The following is a 14,410-nucleotide window of genomic DNA, read 5'->3' as shown; positions in this document are numbered from 1 at the left end:
GGGTCGGCGTGGCCTGGCTGCCGCGGTGGGTCGGCGTGGCCTGGCTGCCGCGGTGGGTCGGCGTGGCCTGGCTGCCGCGGTGGGTCGGCGTGGCCTGGCTGCCGCCGCTGTTGATCGGGGCGGGCGGTGAGCGGCGGTCTGCTGGTCGCCGGCACGACCTCCGACGCCGGCAAGAGTGTGCTCACCGCCGGCATCTGCCGCTGGCTGCACCGGCGGGGCGTGAAGGTGGCACCGTTCAAGGCGCAGAACATGTCGAACAACTCGGCGGTGGTGGTCGGGCCGGACGGGCGCGGCGGGGAGATCGGCCGGGCCCAGGCCATGCAGGCGGCGGCCTGCGGGATCGCCCCCGACCTGCGCTTCAACCCCGTACTGCTCAAGCCGGGAAGCGACCTGGCCAGCCAGGTGGTGCTGCTCGGCGAGGCGGTCGACACGATCACCGCCGACACCTTCGGGCAGCTGCGCCCCCGGCTCGCCGAGACCGCGTACGGGGCGTTGGCCGAGTTGCGCAGCGCGTACGACGTGGTGATCTGCGAGGGTGCCGGCAGCCCGGCGGAGATCAACCTGCGGGCCGGTGACTACGTCAACATGGGGTTGGCCCGACACGCCAACCTGCCCACCATCGTGGTCGGCGACATCGACCGGGGCGGGGTCTTCGCCTCGATGTTCGGTACCGTCGCCCTGCTCGACCCGGCCGACCAGGCCCTGATCGCCGGCTTCGTGATCAACAAGTTCCGGGGTGACCTCGGCCTGCTCCAGCCGGGGCTGGACATGCTGCGCAACGTCACCGGCCGCCCCACGTACGGGGTGCTGCCCTGGGCACTGGACCTGTGGCTCGACGCGGAGGATTCGCTCGCCTACGGCCGGGTGCTCGGCCGTCCCGCCGCCCCGTACGGCACCGAGTGGCTCGACGTGGCCGTCGTCCGGCTGCCCCGGATCAGCAACGCCACCGACGTGGAGGCGCTGGCCACCGAGCCGGGCGTGCGGGTACGCCTCACCGTCGAGCCGGCCGAACTGGCCGCCGCCGACGTGGTCGTCCTGCCCGGCTCCAAGTCGACCGTGGCAGACCTCGCCTGGCTGCGCGAGACCGGCCTCGCCGACGCGGTTCTCGCCCACGCGGCGGCCGGTAAGCCGTTGCTCGGCCTCTGCGGCGGTTTCCAGATGCTCGGCCGGGCCATCCACGACCCGGTGGAGAGCAGGCAGGGCAGCGTCCCGGGCCTGGGCCTGCTGCCCATCGAGGTCACCTTCGATCCCCGTAAGACCGTCCGCCAGTCGGTGGGCACCGTCGGCGACGACGTCCCCGTCCGCGGCTACGAGATCCACCACGGGTACGTCTCACGGGCCGATCCCGCGCTGACCCCGCTGCTCACCACGGCCGACGGCGTCGGTGAGGGTGCTGTGCTCGGCGCTGTGCAGGGCACGCACTGGCATGGCACGTTCGAATCCGATGGATTCCGTCGTCGGTTCCTCACCCAGGCGGCTCGGCAGGCCGGCCGCACCGGGTTCCGGGTCGCTCCGGACACCAGCTTCGCGGCTGCCCGGGAACGGTCGCTCGACCTGCTCGGCGACCTGGTCGAGGAGCACCTGGACACCGACGCCCTCTGGCGTCTGGTCGAGGCCGGCCCGCCCCCGGGCCTCCCCGTCATCCCGCCCGGACAGCCGCCCTCCTGAGCCAGCTTCCCGGCAACTCAGGAACCGTGCGCCTCCGTGGACGCTTCCACTGTGGGCAGATCGACCATCGTGGCGCTCCGCTCCCACAACGAGCGGGCCAGTTGCTCGTCGTCCGCCTGCGGGTTGAGGCGACGCGCGGGCTTGCGCCCCTCGTAGTACGCACCGGAGGTCCACTCGGCGCCCGCGCGCCCCTCGGCGAGCCACACCATGAGGTCCGCGCCCTTCGTCGGCGACGTGAGGAACAGCCGCCCGAGCGGATTGCCGTAGACGAAGCGCATGGCACTCGTGGTCTCGGACGCGAAGCTGGTCGCGACGGCGCCGGGGTGGAAAGCAGCCGACGACAGACCTCGTCCACTGAATCGTGCGTGCAGCTCGCGGGTGAACAGGATGTTCATGAGCTTGGTGTCGCCGTACGCCTTGTTGGGGGCCAATTTCCGGTCATTGTTCAGATCGTCGATATCGATGTGACCGAACAGGCGGGCGCCGACGCTCGAGGTTTGGATCACCGACGCCTTGCTGCGGATCAGCGTGTCGAGGAGCAGGTTGGTGAGCAGGAACGGCGCCAGGTGGTTGACCTGCAAGGTCCGTTCGAAGCCGTCGACGGTGCGCTCTGGCTGGCCGAACACGCCGCCGGCGTTGTTCACCAGCACGTCGATGTGCGGATGGGTGGCCGTGAGCGTGTCGGCGAGGCGCCGGACGTCGTCGAGACGGGTGAAGTCGGCGACGTGGAAGGAGCTGCCGATCTCGGCCGCCACCGACCTGGTCTTCTCCGGCGAGCGTCCGACGACGACGACGGCGTGACCATCAGCGTGCAGGCGTCGGGCGGCAGCGGCACCGATTCCGTCGCTGGCGCCGGTGATGACGATCGTCTTGGGCATGGTTGTGCTCCAGGGGTGTTTGTCGGGGCGGATCGAGGGGGTCGGCTCAGCGGTGGGTTCGGGTGGATTCGTCGGCCGGGCGCGTCGTCCAACTGGCGAGCAACCGTAGGGCCTCCGCGGAGGCGGAGCCAGGATCGGCAGTCATGATCCCGAGCATCTGCTCCGGATCATCGGCCGGTACGAGAACCTCGTAGTTGAGTGCCAGATGGCCCACCAGGGGATGCCGGTAGCTCTTGGTGCCATGGGTTCTTTGATAAACGTCGTGGTCGGCCCACCAACGGCGGAAGTCCTCATCGCGCAGCGACAATTCGCCGATCAGCTCCGCGAGCAGGGGGTCGTGCGGGTGGGTGCCGGCGTACAGGTTCAGGGTGGCGACGATGCCCCGGGCCGCGTCCGCCCAGTCCACGTAGAGGGTGCGAGCCTCCTCGTTCAGGAAGACGAACCGGGCCATGTTGCGCTCCTGCACGGGCAGGGCGTCGAAGTCGGCGAACAGGGCTCGGCCGAGGGCGTTGACAGCGAGCACATCCGTTCGCCGTCCCAGCACGATCGCCGGCGTGTCGGTCAGGGCATCGAGCACCTGGCGCAAGCCGGGGCGTACCTCTTGCCGGGTCGGTAGCGGGCGGGATCGTGACCGCGTCGACCTGGTCAGGGTGAACAGGTGTGCGCGTTCCAGTTCATTGAGTTGCAGAGCCCGGGCGATGGCATTCAGCACCGCCTCGGAGACGTTGATGCGGTGCCCTCTCTCCAGGCGGACGTAATAGTCGACACTCACCCCGGCCAACCGGGCCACCTCTTTGCGGCGTAGCCCCGGCACCCGTCGAGGACCGGCCTCTCCCGACAGGCCGACCTGCGCAGGGCTGATCCGAGCACGGCGTGAGCGCAGGAACTCACCAAGCTCGGCATGGGCCCGGAGATCGGCCGGAAGATCGTCCATTCGGCAACGGTAGCCCAGCTTCAGCACGTTGAGAGGTTCCCAGAGGGGTACTGCCAATCCCCCTGCCGGGTCCGTGGATCCGGGCTCGTCCAGTGCAATCAAAATTGATAAGACCGCGATCGATGGGTCCAAATCATTAGCTGGCGAAGCTAGGGCCGGACGTCGGCCGGGCGGTCGGTCGTCGGGAGGCCGGCGGCCAACCAGGCGTCGACGCCGCCGATCATGTCGGTGGCTCGGCGCAGTCCGAGGGTCTGCAGGCTGGCCGCCGCGAGGCTGGAGCTGTAGCCCTGCCGGCAGACCAGCACGATCTCCCGGTCGTAGCCGGTGGCCTCCGGGATGCGCCAGGCGCTGGCCGGATCGAGCCGCCACTCCAGCACCGTCCGGTCGATGACGATCGCGCCGGGCAGGTCGCCCTGTTCGCGACGCTGCGCATCGGTACGGGTGTCGATCAGCAGCGCGCCGCCGCGAACCGCCTCGACGGTCAGCTGCGGAGTCAGTCGGTGCAGCCCGGCACGGGCCTGTTCGAGGAGAGCGTCGATGCCGGGGCTCATCACATCTCGGAGCACCATCCGAGCATGCCCATTTCGGTGCTGCCCGGACGGCGAACGGGCGGCACGTCACCCGTCGCCGCCCCAATTCCCCCGGACGTGACGGATGGGCTGCCGCAAGGACGCCGAGGTCCCGGGATGGCCGGCACTGGGGGAGACTGAGGCCGTGCCCGTGAACCGGCCCCGCACCGATACGCCGGTGCCCGACGAGGAGCCGTCCGAGCACGGGATTCCGGTGGCGGTCGTCGAGGCGTACGCCGAGTTGGCCCGCCGGGTGCTCGCGGGCCCGGCGCGCTTGGGGCGGACCCGGTTGGTGGCGGTCGACGGGCCGAGCGGCGCGGGCAAGAGCCGGTTCGCCGCGCACCTCGCGGACGCCCTCGCGGCGCTGCCCGGCGGCGCCCGGCCGCCGGTGGTGCACACCGACGACCTGCTCGACGGCTGGGACGATCAGCTCACCTTCTGGCCCCGGTTGGACGAGTGGGTGCTGACCCCGCTGCGCGACGGGCAGCCGGGCGGCTACCAGCGCTACAGCTGGGTCCGGCGCGGTTTCCTGCCCGGAGCGGTTCCGGTGCCGGTGGCACCCGTGCTGATTCTGGAGGGAGTCAGCGCCGCGCGCGCCGTCGTCGCGGCGGAGCTGACCCTGGCCGTCTTCGTCACCGCGCCCGAGCCGCTGCGGCTGGCCCGCGCGGTCGCCCGCGACGGGCCGGAGATCCTGCCCGAGTTGCACCGGTGGCACGCGGGGGAGCGGGCGCACTTCGCGGCCGACGACACGACCACCCGGGCCGACCTCGTGGTCGACGGCGCACCGGCCCTGCCGCACGACCGGTCCCGGTACTACGTGCGGATCCACTGACCGGGGCATGGACGTCGGTCACCGGCTGGGGCACGATGCGGGTACCGGCCCGGCGGGAACAGGTGACGGTACGGGCTCGGCCGGCGCACCCCGGTAAGGCCGGCATACGATGCCGGTCATGACCACACCGATCATGTCCGAGTCCGAGGTGCGGGCCGCCGTCGAGCGGGAGATGCCCGGCGTCCGGGCCGACCTGGAACGCCTCGTCCGCATCCCCGGTATCGCCTTCGAGGGCTTCGACCACTCGCACGTGGAGCGCTCCGCCGAGGCGGTCGCCGAGCTGCTGCGCGGCTGTGGCCTGGACGTCGACATCGTGCGTTCCGGCGGCCAGCCTGCGGTGATCGGCCGCCGGCCCGCCCCGGCCGGCGCGCCCACCGTGCTGCTCTACGCCCACCACGACGTGCAGCCGATCGGCGACCGGTCGCTGTGGGAGTCCGACCCGTTCGAGCCGGTCGAGCGGGACGGCCGGCTGTACGCCCGCGGCGCGGCCGACGACAAGGCCGGCATCATGGCGCACATCGCGGCGCTGCGCGCGTACGGTGACGCGCTGCCGGTCGGCGTCGTCCTCTTCATCGAGGGCGAGGAGGAGTACGGCTCGGACTCCCTGGAGCAGCTGCTGGCCGAGCACCGCGACGAGATCGCCTCGGACGTCATCGTGATCGCCGACTCCGGCAACTGGGACATCGGCGTACCGGCGCTGACCACCTCGCTGCGGGGCATCGTCAACTGCTTCGTCGAGGTCCGCACGCTGGACCACGCGGTGCACAGCGGCATGTTCGGCGGTGCCGTGCCGGATGCGCTCACCGCGCTGGTCCGGCTGCTGGCCACCCTGCACGACGACGCCGGGAACGTGGCGGTGGACGGGCTGGTCGGCCGCGAGGGCGCCACCGTCGACTACCCCGAGGACCGGGTCCGGGCCGAGGCTGGGCTGGCCGAGGGCGTGCAGTTCATCGGTACCGGCCGGATCACCGACCGGCTCTGGACCAAGCCCGCGCTGGCGGTGCTCGGCATCGACGCGCCGTCCACCGGCGAGGCGCCGAACGCCCTGGTCCCGGCCGCGAAGGCGAAGCTCAGCATCCGGCTCGCTCCGGGCGACGACCCCAAGCGGGCGTACGCGGCGGTGCGCGCGCACCTGGAGAAGTACGCGCCCTGGGGCGCCCAGGTGACGGTCACCTTCGAGCACGACGGCGACCCGTGCGTGATCGACGCGTCCGGGCCGATGTTCGACGCTGCCCGCTCGGCGTTCCGGTCCGCCTGGGACGGCACCGACCCGGTGGACATCGGTGTCGGCGGCTCGATCCCGTTCATCGCCACCTTCCAGGAGATGTTCCCGAAGGCGGCGATCCTGGTCACCGGTGTGGAGGACCCGCACGCACGGGCACATGGCCCGAACGAGAGCCTGCACCTCGGGGAGTTCGCCCGGGTCTGCCTGGCCGAAGCGTTGTTGCTGGGCAAGGTGGCCGCAGCCGGCACGAACGGGAGTGCGTCGGCGGAACAGTAAATTCCCGCCTGATCTGGTGGTTTACGGCGTGTCGTACGCGGGATTGTTATAGCGTTTCGAACATGAGTACGAACGAGGTGATGGCCCGGTTGGGGGCCGCCGTCAGCGCACTGGGGGACGTTGACGTCTCCGCGTGGTCCGAGGACACGCTCAACGAACAGCTCGGTGAGCTCTCCGCTGCCCTGGTCGCCCTCGACTCGGTGCTCTCCCGGGTCGCCGGCGAGGTCCGCGCCCGGGGGCTGCGCATCGAGGAACCCGTCTCCGCCTGATCCGACGCCCGTGGGGCGGCGGCACCCTGCCGACACCGCCCGGGTACGGCAATGCCCGGGCGGTGTCGGAGGTGGCTGGCAGGATGAAGCCCGTGCGGTTCATCGACCTGGCAGCCACCTCCGCCGCCGTCAGCGCCACCAGTGGCCGGCGGGCCAAGGTGGAGCTGCTCGCCGACGCACTGCGCCGGCTCGACCCGGTCGAGGTGGAGCCCGGCTCCGGCTATCTCGCCGGTGAGCTGCGCCAGCGGCAGACCGGGGTGGGTTATGCGAGCCTGCGTGACCTGCCGGCACCGGCCGCCGAGCCGACATTGACCGTGGCCGCCGTCGATGCGGCCATCGAGCAGATCGCCGCCGTGCAGGGCGCTGGTTCGCAGGCCCGGCGCCGGGCACTGCTCGGCGCCCTCTACGCGGCGGCGACCGCCGACGAGCAACGGCTGCTCACCGGACTGTTCGGCGGTGAGTTGCGCCAGGGTGCCCAGGCGGGGCTGCTCGCCGACGCGGTGGCCCGGGCCGCCGACGTGCCGGTCGCGACGGTCCGCCGTGCCCTGCTGCTCGCCGGTGACCTGCGTGCGGTGGCGGTCGCCGCGCTCGCCGGAGGCGCCGCCGAGCTGGCCGGGTTCGGCCTACGCGTCGGCCGGCCGCTGGCACCGATGCTCGCGCAGAGCGCTCCCTCGGTCGACGAGGCGCTGGCCGCGACCGGCACGCCCGCGGTGGTCGACGTGAAGCTCGACGGCATCCGCATCCAGGTGCACCGCTCCGGCGCCGACATCGCCGTCTTCACCCGCAGTCTCGACGAGATCACCGCCCGGGTGCCCGAGGTGGTCGCCGCCGTCCGCGCACTGCCCGGGCGCGAGTTGGTGCTCGACGGCGAGGCGATCGGCCTGGACGAGACCGGCCGCCCGCTACCGTTCCAGCAGACGGCCAGCCGGGCCGCCCGACGCACCACGGCCAGCACCACGGGGGCCGCGCCGGTCGCCCCGGCGGTGCTCGCGGCGGCTGCCAGCACCGGCGAACGCGTGCTGACGCCGTATTTCTTCGACCTGCTGCACCTCGACGGCGACGATCTGATCGACCTGCCGGGCCGGGACCGGTGGGCCGCGCTCGCCGGCGCGGTGGACGCGTCGCTGCTGGTCGGGCGGATGGAGGTCGACGGCCCGGAGCAGGCCGGCGCCGCGTTCGCCGCAGCGCTCGACGCCGGGCAGGAGGGCGTGGTGATCAAGGCGCCGGACGCCCCGTACGACGCCGGCCGTCGGGGCTCGGCCTGGGTCAAGGTGAAGCCCCGGCACACCCTCGACCTGGTGGTGCTCGCGGTCGAGTGGGGCAACGGCCGGCGGCAGGGCTGGCTCTCCAACCTGCACCTCGGCGCCCGCGATCCACACACCGGCGACTTCGTGATGCTCGGCAAGACGTTCAAGGGGCTCACCGACGAGCTGCTGCGCTGGCAGACCGAACGCTTCCTCGACCTCGCGGTGGAGCGTGGCGACTGGGTGGTCCGGGTCCGCCCCGAGCAGGTGGTCGAGATCGCCTTCGACGGGGTGCAGACCAGCTCGCGCTATCCGGGTGGGATGGCGCTGCGGTTCGCCCGGGTGGTGCGCTACCGCGACGACAAGTCCGCCGCCGAGGCGGACACCATCGACGCGGTCCGTGCCATCCACGCCGGCCGCCGCACCGGCTGACCGGCCCGGGTCACCTACTGGACAGCGACCGGGCGTAGTTGACCTGGTTGTTGAGGTGCTGCACCTGACCCTGATCGGTGACCGGGATCCGGGCCACGTACTGCTGCGCGCCGTTGGTGACCGTCACCTGCACGGTGCCGTGGTGCCGTGTCTCCTTGACCAGCAGGAAGAGCAGGCTGAAGAAGGCCACGCAGAAGAAGCCGACGATCGCGCAGACCAGCGCCCAGGTGGCGACCTTCTCCTCGCGCTGCCAGTAGTCGGCCACGTGCCAGGAGGCACCGGCCAACGGCAGCACCCCGGTCGGCGTACGGATGACCGGCGGGCTCACCGTGATCTCGCCGATCTGCACCGCGACGACCTCCGGCCCGGCCGACACCGGGTGTGCCGACATCGGAACCGGCGGGTACGGCCCGGCAGCCGGCCACGCCCCGCCAGCCGGCGTGGGCGGCGCGGAGAAGGGCGCGGGCGGGTACGGCCCGAACTGTGCCGGCGGCGCGGAGAACTGCGCGGGTGGCCCCGAGTGCGGTGCGGGCGGCCCCGAGTGCGGTGCCGGCGGTCCCGAGTGCGGTGCCGGCGGTCCGGAGAACGGCGCGGGCGGCGCGGAGAACTGCGGAGCGGGGCCGGGGAACTGTTCGGGTGCCGGGGCGGTGGGGAACTGCGCGGTGGGTGCCGTCGTCGGCGCGCCGGGGAACGGCGCGGTCGGGAACGGCGCGGTCGGTGGGGTGACCGGCAGTGGCGCGGTCGGCGGTGCGGCGGCCCACGGGTCGGTGGGCGGATGCGCCTGGGTCTCCGGCTCCGAGTCGGGTAGCGGGGCCGTGGGATCGACGTTCACCGGGACCTCCTACGCGGGGCGAGCACCCGGGGAGACTACCGGCTGCCGTGCCGCCCGAGGGGCCCGCGTCTGCGCCTTACCAGCGGTGCCGATCACCGGCTGGGTGCTGGACCTGGTCAGGCTGAGGGGCTGGGCTCGGCCGCCCGGTCGAGCGGGGCTGCCGTGGGACCGATGCCTGCCGCGCGGCGGGCCTCCCGGCGGGCCACCCAGCCGTAGCCGAACAGGGCCATCACGGCGAAGAGCCACCACTGCACGACGTACCCGAAGTTCTGCCAGTTGTTGGCGTGCCCGACCGGCACCGCCTTGAACACCGGGTCGGCGGCCGGGGTCTGCTCGTCCAGCAGCAGGTAGCCGCCGTACACCGGGTAGGGCAGCTCGCGGGCCAGCCGGGACACCCCGATCCGGCGGGTCTCCAGCCGCCCGTCGCGTCGCGTCACCGCGCCGGCGCCACTCTCGGTCTCGTGCACCCGGCCGACCACCGTCACGTCGCCGCCCGGCACGGCCGGCACCGGCGGCTGAGCGGTCGCCCCGCCCGGCGCCGGCGGGATCCAACCCCGGTCCACCAGCAGCGCCGTGCCGTCGGTGAGCACCAACGGGGTGAGCACCTCGAAGCCGACCCGGCTGTCCACGGTCCGGCCGCGCACCAGGACGGTGTTCGTCGGGTCGTAGCGGCCGGTGACGGTGATCCTGGTCCAGACCTTCTCGTCGGCGGGCGCCGGACCGGCCGTACCCGCGCCGCCGGTCGGGGCGGGCAGCGCGTCGGCCAGTGGTGCCGGGGCCATCCGCAGGCCGGCGTCGATCCGCTCGTTGACCTCGGTGCGCCCCCGGTAGCGGTCCAGCTGCCAGTTGCCGAGGAACACCATGATCGCCGAGGCGACCAGGGTCAGCGCGAGGGCGCCCAGCCAGCGTGGGCTCAGCAGGAACCGGTACACGGCACCGAGGCTACCCGTATGACCGGCGCCACTGACCTGGACCGGGCCGGGAGCGGGCCGCGATCTCTCCTGGATCGATGCGTCGACACCGGTTGGCGGTGCTCGTGCGTCAGGCGGGGCGGGTATCGTCACGCCGACGGATCGGTCCCCACCGGTCCGCCATCGCGTACCCGCCGCCCGCGAGGAGTCGATGATGACTGTCGTGCCGCGCCTGGTGCTCAGCGCGCCGTCCTCCGGGCACGGCAAGAACGCGCTGGCGATCGGGTTGCTCGCCGCACTGGCCGAGCGAGGTGTCGACGTCGCCGGGTTCAAGCTCGGCCCGGACCACGTCGACGCCGCCTACCTCGGCCTGGCCGCCGGTCGACCCGGCCGGGTGATCGATCCCCGGCTGGTCGGCGTCGACCGGCTCGCCCCGCTGGTCGCGCACGGGGCCGCCGGTGCCGGGCTCGCGGTCGTGCAGGGCAGCATGGGCCTGTACGACTCGGTCGGTGGCCGTCCGGAGCAGGAGTCCACGGCCGCGGCCGCCGCCGCGCTGCGCAGCCCGGTGGTGCTGGTGGTCGACGTGGCCGCGATGGGGCAGTCGGTGGCTGCCCTGGTGCACGGTTTCCGCTCGTACGACGAGCAGCTCTGGCTGGGTGGGGTGATCCTCAACCGGGTGGCGTCCTCGCGGCACGAGGGGATGCTGCGCGAGGCGCTGGACGACGTGGGCGTGCCGGTCTACGGCGCGCTGCGTCGACAGGACCTGCCGGCGGTGCTGCCGTCGCGCCGGCACGGCGTGGCGCCGGTGGTCGACGGGTCCGCCGATGCCGCTCGCGCGGTCCGTCGGCTGGGCGAGGCGGTCGCCGCCACGGTCGATCTGGAACGGCTGCTCGGCCTGGCCCGCTCGGCCCCGCCGCTGCCGGCCGTGGCCTGGTCGCCGCAGGAGGCGCTCGGTCAGCTCACCCTGCCCGCCGAGCGCCCGCTGGTGGCGCTGGCGGGTGGGCCGGGCGGCAGCTTCAGCCATCCGGAGACCGCCGAGCTGCTGCGGGCCGCCGGTGCCGAGGTCGTCACCGTCGATCCGCTGCGGGACGAGGCGCTGCCCGCCGGCACCCGCGCGCTGATCGTCGGTGGCGCGCTCCCCGAGTCGTACGCCGAGCCGCTGTCGGCCAACCGGCGGCTCTGCATCGCGGTGGCCGAGTTGGCGCGTACCGGGCGTCCGGTGGTCGCCGAGGGCGCCGGTCTGCTCTGGCTGGCCCGTGAGCTCGACGGGCTGCCGATGTGCGGCGTGCTGGACGCGGTCGGTGCCAGCCGGGAGGGCCTGGTGGTGGGTTACCGGGAGGCGACCGCGCAGACCGACAGCGTGCTCGCCGCGCAGGGCACGGTGGTGGTCGGGCACAAGGAGCACCGGGCGGTGCTCACCCCGCGGGCCGGCCAGCGCCCGGCGTGGAGCTGGGACGGCGGCTCGCCGGAGGGCTTCGTCTGGCGCAACGTGCACGCCTCGCAGCTCACCCTGCACTGGGCCGGCCATCCGGCGGCGGCCGCCCGGCTGGTCGCCGCCGCGGCGACCGACCCGGTGGACGAGGCGGTGCCGGCCGAGCCCGGCGGGGTGCCCGCGTGATCGGTCAGGTGGCGGTACGCCGCTTCCCGGCGTTGACCGTCTCCACCCCGCGTACCGAGGTGCGACAGCTCACCGCGGCGGACGCGGAGGCGGCCGGGGAGATCTTCGCCGACAAGCTGACCCGGCGCTGGCTGCCGCTGGCCGACGACTCCGGCCCGATCGACGGGCACGCCTGGTGCACGGATCTGGCCCGACAGCGGCGCGACAGTGGCGAGGGCGACCACTACGCCGTCCTGCGCCGCGAGGACGAGCAGGTGGTGGGCTCGCTGTGGACCCGGCGTACCGACTGGGGCGCCCGGCTCACCGAGGTCTCGTACGCGATGGCCCCGCACGCGCGCGGCTTCGGCCTGGCCGCCGAGGCGGTGGACGCGGTGGCCATCGCGCTGATCCTGGAGCATGGCTTCCAGCGGGTCGAGCTGCGGGTGGCACCCGGCAACCTGGCGTCCCGCCGGGTCGCGGAGAAGGCCGGGTTCAGCTACGAGGGCCTGCTGCGCAACGCCGGCTTCGTCCGCGGTGGCCGGGTGGACCTCGAACTCTGGTCGTTCGTGGCGGCCGACCTGCGCTGACCCGGTCAGCCGACGATGGCGTCGGAGGGCGGGGTGAACTGGCGGGCGGGTTGACCCTTGAGGGCGTCGCGCAGGGTCTCGGAGACCGCCGCGATCGGAATCTGGGACTGCCCGTCGCCGACCGCGTTGAACGGGTTGTCCGGGTCGGAGATGAAGCTCGCCGCCGCCAGTTCCGGCGTGTAGCCGACGAACCAGGCGGACCGGGTGCTGTCGGTGGTGCCGGTCTTGCCGGCAACCGGGCGGCCGACCGTACCCCGGACGCTGTCGGCGGTGGACCAGCCGCCGCAGCCGCCGCGGGCCGGGGTGTCCCCGGTCGGGCAGCGGGCGGCGTCGGTGGCCGCCCGGGCGGCGTCCGCACTGACCACCTGCCGGCAGCGTGGCTTGGCCACCTCGCGCTGGATGCCACCGGCGGTGGTGTACGTGGCCGGCGTACCGTCCCGGTTCATGATCGCCGAAACCGGGATCGCCTCGCAGTAGCGGCCGTCGGCCGCGACGGCGGCGTACGCGTTCGCCATCTCCAGCGGGGTGGCGTCGGAGACGCCCAGGGTGAACGCCCCCCACTTCTTCGCGTTGGTCGGTGACGCCTGTTCCCGGTCGACGTCGGTGCGCCAGCGCAGCCCGAGCTGTTCGGCCAGCCGGACCGCCCGGTCCGCGCCCACCCTCTCCTCCAGCCACACGAAGTACGTGTTGACCGACTTGCCGAAGCCGGACCACATGGTCTGCTGACCGGTCATCGCGCCGCTGGCGTTGGACGGGGCCCAACCGTCGTAGACCGAGGACTTGTACCGGTACGGGGCGTTGAACGAGGTGGAGAGCGTCATGCCGGAGTCCAGCGCGGCCAGCATCGGGAACATCTTGAACGTCGATCCGGCCTGGTAACCCGGCAGGTCGCCACCACCGAGCAGCGGGGCCACGGTGTTCGGATAGTTCGCCTTCACCTTCGGCCCGGCCTCGGGGTTGGAGCTCTGCGGGTTCTCGGCCAGGTCCAGCGAGTACGTCCGGTTCACCGCCATCGCCTTCACCCGTCCGGTGCCCGGTTCGGAGACCACGATGCCGTTGGCGAACGGGCTGCCGGTGTTCTCCTTGCTGCCGACGTTCTTCTCGGCCGCGGCCTGGACCTTCGGATCGATGCTGAGCACGATCCGGTAGCCGCCCCGGCGCAGCTTGTCCATCCGTTCCAGCCGGTTCGCCCCGAACGCGGGCTGCGTGCTCCACCAGTTCTTCAGGTAGTCGCAGGCGAAGCCCCAGCTGTTGTACTTCTCCGGCACCGAGGCGCAGTCGTTCGGCGGGTCGGTCAGCTTCAGCCGGATCGGTTCGCTCTTCGCGGCGGTGGCCGAGTCGGGGGAGAGGTAGCCGAGCTGGCTCATCCGGTCCAGCACGTAGTTGCGTCGCCCGGTGGCCTCCTTCTGGTCGGAGTCGGCCGGGTCGTACTCCGAGGGTGACTTGACCAGCCCGGCCAGGGTGGCCGCTTCGACCGGAGTGAGGTCCTTCGGGGTCTTGGAGAAGAAGATCTCGCTGGCCGCGTAGATGCCGTACGCCCGGTGCCCGAAGTACGCCGAGTTGAGGTAGCGCTCCAGGATCTGCTCCTTGCTCAGCTCCTTCTCCAGGTCCAGCGCCATCCGCATCTCCTTGACCTTGCGCAGGCTGGTCTGCTGGGTGGCCTCCTGGACCTCCTTGGGCGTGGTCGCGCTGTCCCGCAGCGCCATCCGCACGTACTGCATGGTCAGCGTGGAGGCGCCCTGGGAGACCCCGCTGGAGTTGGCGTTGGCCACGAAGGCGCGGGCGACGCCCTTGGGGTCGACGCCGTGGTGCTGGTAGAAGCGGGAGTCCTCGGCGGCGACGATCGCCTGCTGGATGTTCGGCGACATGTCCGACAGCTTGGTGTACTGCCGGTACTCCTCGTAGAACATGGTCAGCACGGTCTTGCCGTCCGGGGCGTACACGTAGGAGGTCTCGGCGGGCAGGGCGGTGGTCAGCAGCTTGGTCTTGTGCTCCACGGCGTGCGCGGTGGCCTTCGCGCCGAGCCCGGTGAGGGCGACCAGCGGGTACGCGGCGGCAGCGACCACGATGCCGGCGATCAGCCCGGCGCGAAGGAGAGGGACGAGTCGACCAGCGGCAGCAAGGGGTCGGTTGCTCACGTGGTCAAGTTATGACAT

The 14,410-nt window shown here is 72.6% G+C and carries 12 protein-coding genes and 1 pseudogene; 7 read left to right on the top strand and 6 right to left on the bottom strand.

Annotated elements, in window-relative coordinates; all coding sequences use genetic code 11:
* The first annotated feature begins 126 nt into the window (after positions 1 to 126).
* Entirely contained in the window at positions 127 to 1,668 is a 1,542-nt protein-coding gene (locus ACFQGL_RS22285) for a cobyric acid synthase (protein WP_377514228.1), read from the top strand.
* 17 nt (positions 1,669 to 1,685) lie between these two features.
* On the opposite strand, the gene ACFQGL_RS22280 is transcribed toward ACFQGL_RS22285, so the two are convergent.
* The 3 genes from ACFQGL_RS22280 to ACFQGL_RS22270 all read right to left on the bottom strand — a co-directional run bounded on the left by ACFQGL_RS22280 (position 1,686) and on the right by ACFQGL_RS22270 (position 4,031).
* A complete protein-coding gene (locus ACFQGL_RS22280) occupies positions 1,686 to 2,546 on the bottom strand; it encodes an SDR family NAD(P)-dependent oxidoreductase (protein WP_377514227.1) in 861 nt (286 codons plus the stop codon).
* Between the two features lie 46 nt (positions 2,547 to 2,592).
* Complete coding sequence (locus tag ACFQGL_RS22275) at positions 2,593 to 3,480, bottom strand: helix-turn-helix domain-containing protein (RefSeq protein WP_377514226.1); 888 nt, start codon at positions 3,478 to 3,480, stop codon at positions 2,593 to 2,595.
* A gap of 149 nt (positions 3,481 to 3,629) precedes the next feature.
* On the bottom strand, positions 3,630 to 4,031 hold the full coding sequence (locus ACFQGL_RS22270) for a rhodanese-like domain-containing protein (protein ID WP_377514346.1): 402 nt from the start codon (positions 4,029 to 4,031) through the stop codon (positions 3,630 to 3,632).
* 226 nt (positions 4,032 to 4,257) lie between these two features.
* On the opposite strand from ACFQGL_RS22270, the pseudogene ACFQGL_RS22265 reads away from it, so the two are divergent.
* From ACFQGL_RS22265 to ACFQGL_RS22250, 4 genes and pseudogenes are all read left to right on the top strand, one after another.
* A pseudogene (locus tag ACFQGL_RS22265) lies at positions 4,258 to 5,025 on the top strand (uridine kinase family protein); the annotation flags it as partial.
* Positions 5,015 to 6,382 carry a dipeptidase gene (locus ACFQGL_RS22260; protein ID WP_377514345.1) on the top strand — a complete coding sequence of 456 codons (1,368 nt, stop codon included), beginning with the start codon at positions 5,015 to 5,017 and terminating at the stop codon, positions 6,380 to 6,382. The pseudogene ACFQGL_RS22265 and the gene ACFQGL_RS22260, both read left to right, overlap by 11 nt.
* Positions 6,383 to 6,444: 62 nt before the next feature.
* Positions 6,445 to 6,651, top strand: a complete 207-nt coding sequence (locus ACFQGL_RS22255) for a hypothetical protein (protein ID WP_030333429.1) — start codon at positions 6,445 to 6,447, stop codon at positions 6,649 to 6,651.
* Between the two features lie 92 nt (positions 6,652 to 6,743).
* Entirely contained in the window at positions 6,744 to 8,327 is a 1,584-nt protein-coding gene (locus tag ACFQGL_RS22250; protein WP_377514224.1) for an ATP-dependent DNA ligase, read from the top strand.
* A gap of 10 nt (positions 8,328 to 8,337) precedes the next feature.
* On the opposite strand, the gene ACFQGL_RS22245 is transcribed toward ACFQGL_RS22250, so the two are convergent.
* Positions 8,338 to 9,159 (bottom strand): ribosomal eL19 family protein, encoded by an 822-nt coding sequence (locus ACFQGL_RS22245; protein ID WP_377514222.1) that lies wholly within the window; start codon positions 9,157 to 9,159, stop codon positions 8,338 to 8,340.
* Between the two features lie 116 nt (positions 9,160 to 9,275).
* Positions 9,276 to 10,091, bottom strand: coding sequence for an SURF1 family cytochrome oxidase biogenesis protein (locus ACFQGL_RS22240; protein WP_377514221.1), 816 nt, complete (start codon positions 10,089 to 10,091; stop codon positions 9,276 to 9,278).
* A 193-nt stretch (positions 10,092 to 10,284) separates the two neighbouring features.
* Here ACFQGL_RS22240 and ACFQGL_RS22235 point away from each other — a divergent pair, with 193 nt between their 5' ends.
* Together ACFQGL_RS22235 and ACFQGL_RS22230 are read left to right on the top strand one after the other, a co-directional pair.
* Positions 10,285 to 11,688 (top strand): cobyrinate a,c-diamide synthase, encoded by a 1,404-nt coding sequence (locus ACFQGL_RS22235; RefSeq protein ID WP_377514219.1) that lies wholly within the window; start codon positions 10,285 to 10,287, stop codon positions 11,686 to 11,688.
* Positions 11,685 to 12,254 carry a GNAT family N-acetyltransferase gene (locus ACFQGL_RS22230; RefSeq protein ID WP_377514218.1) on the top strand — a complete coding sequence of 190 codons (570 nt, stop codon included), beginning with the start codon at positions 11,685 to 11,687 and terminating at the stop codon, positions 12,252 to 12,254. Before ACFQGL_RS22235 ends, ACFQGL_RS22230 begins: the two co-directional genes overlap by 4 nt.
* A gap of 5 nt (positions 12,255 to 12,259) precedes the next feature.
* On the opposite strand, the gene ACFQGL_RS22225 is transcribed toward ACFQGL_RS22230, so the two are convergent.
* Positions 12,260 to 14,392, bottom strand: a complete 2,133-nt coding sequence (locus ACFQGL_RS22225; protein ID WP_377514217.1) for a transglycosylase domain-containing protein — start codon at positions 14,390 to 14,392, stop codon at positions 12,260 to 12,262.
* Positions 14,393 to 14,410: the final 18 nt, after the last annotated feature.

Source organism: Micromonospora vulcania, assembly GCF_042658605.1.
GTDB lineage: Bacteria > Actinomycetota > Actinomycetes > Mycobacteriales > Micromonosporaceae > Micromonospora > Micromonospora vulcania.
This window is presented reverse-complemented; position numbering and strand designations above follow the sequence as displayed.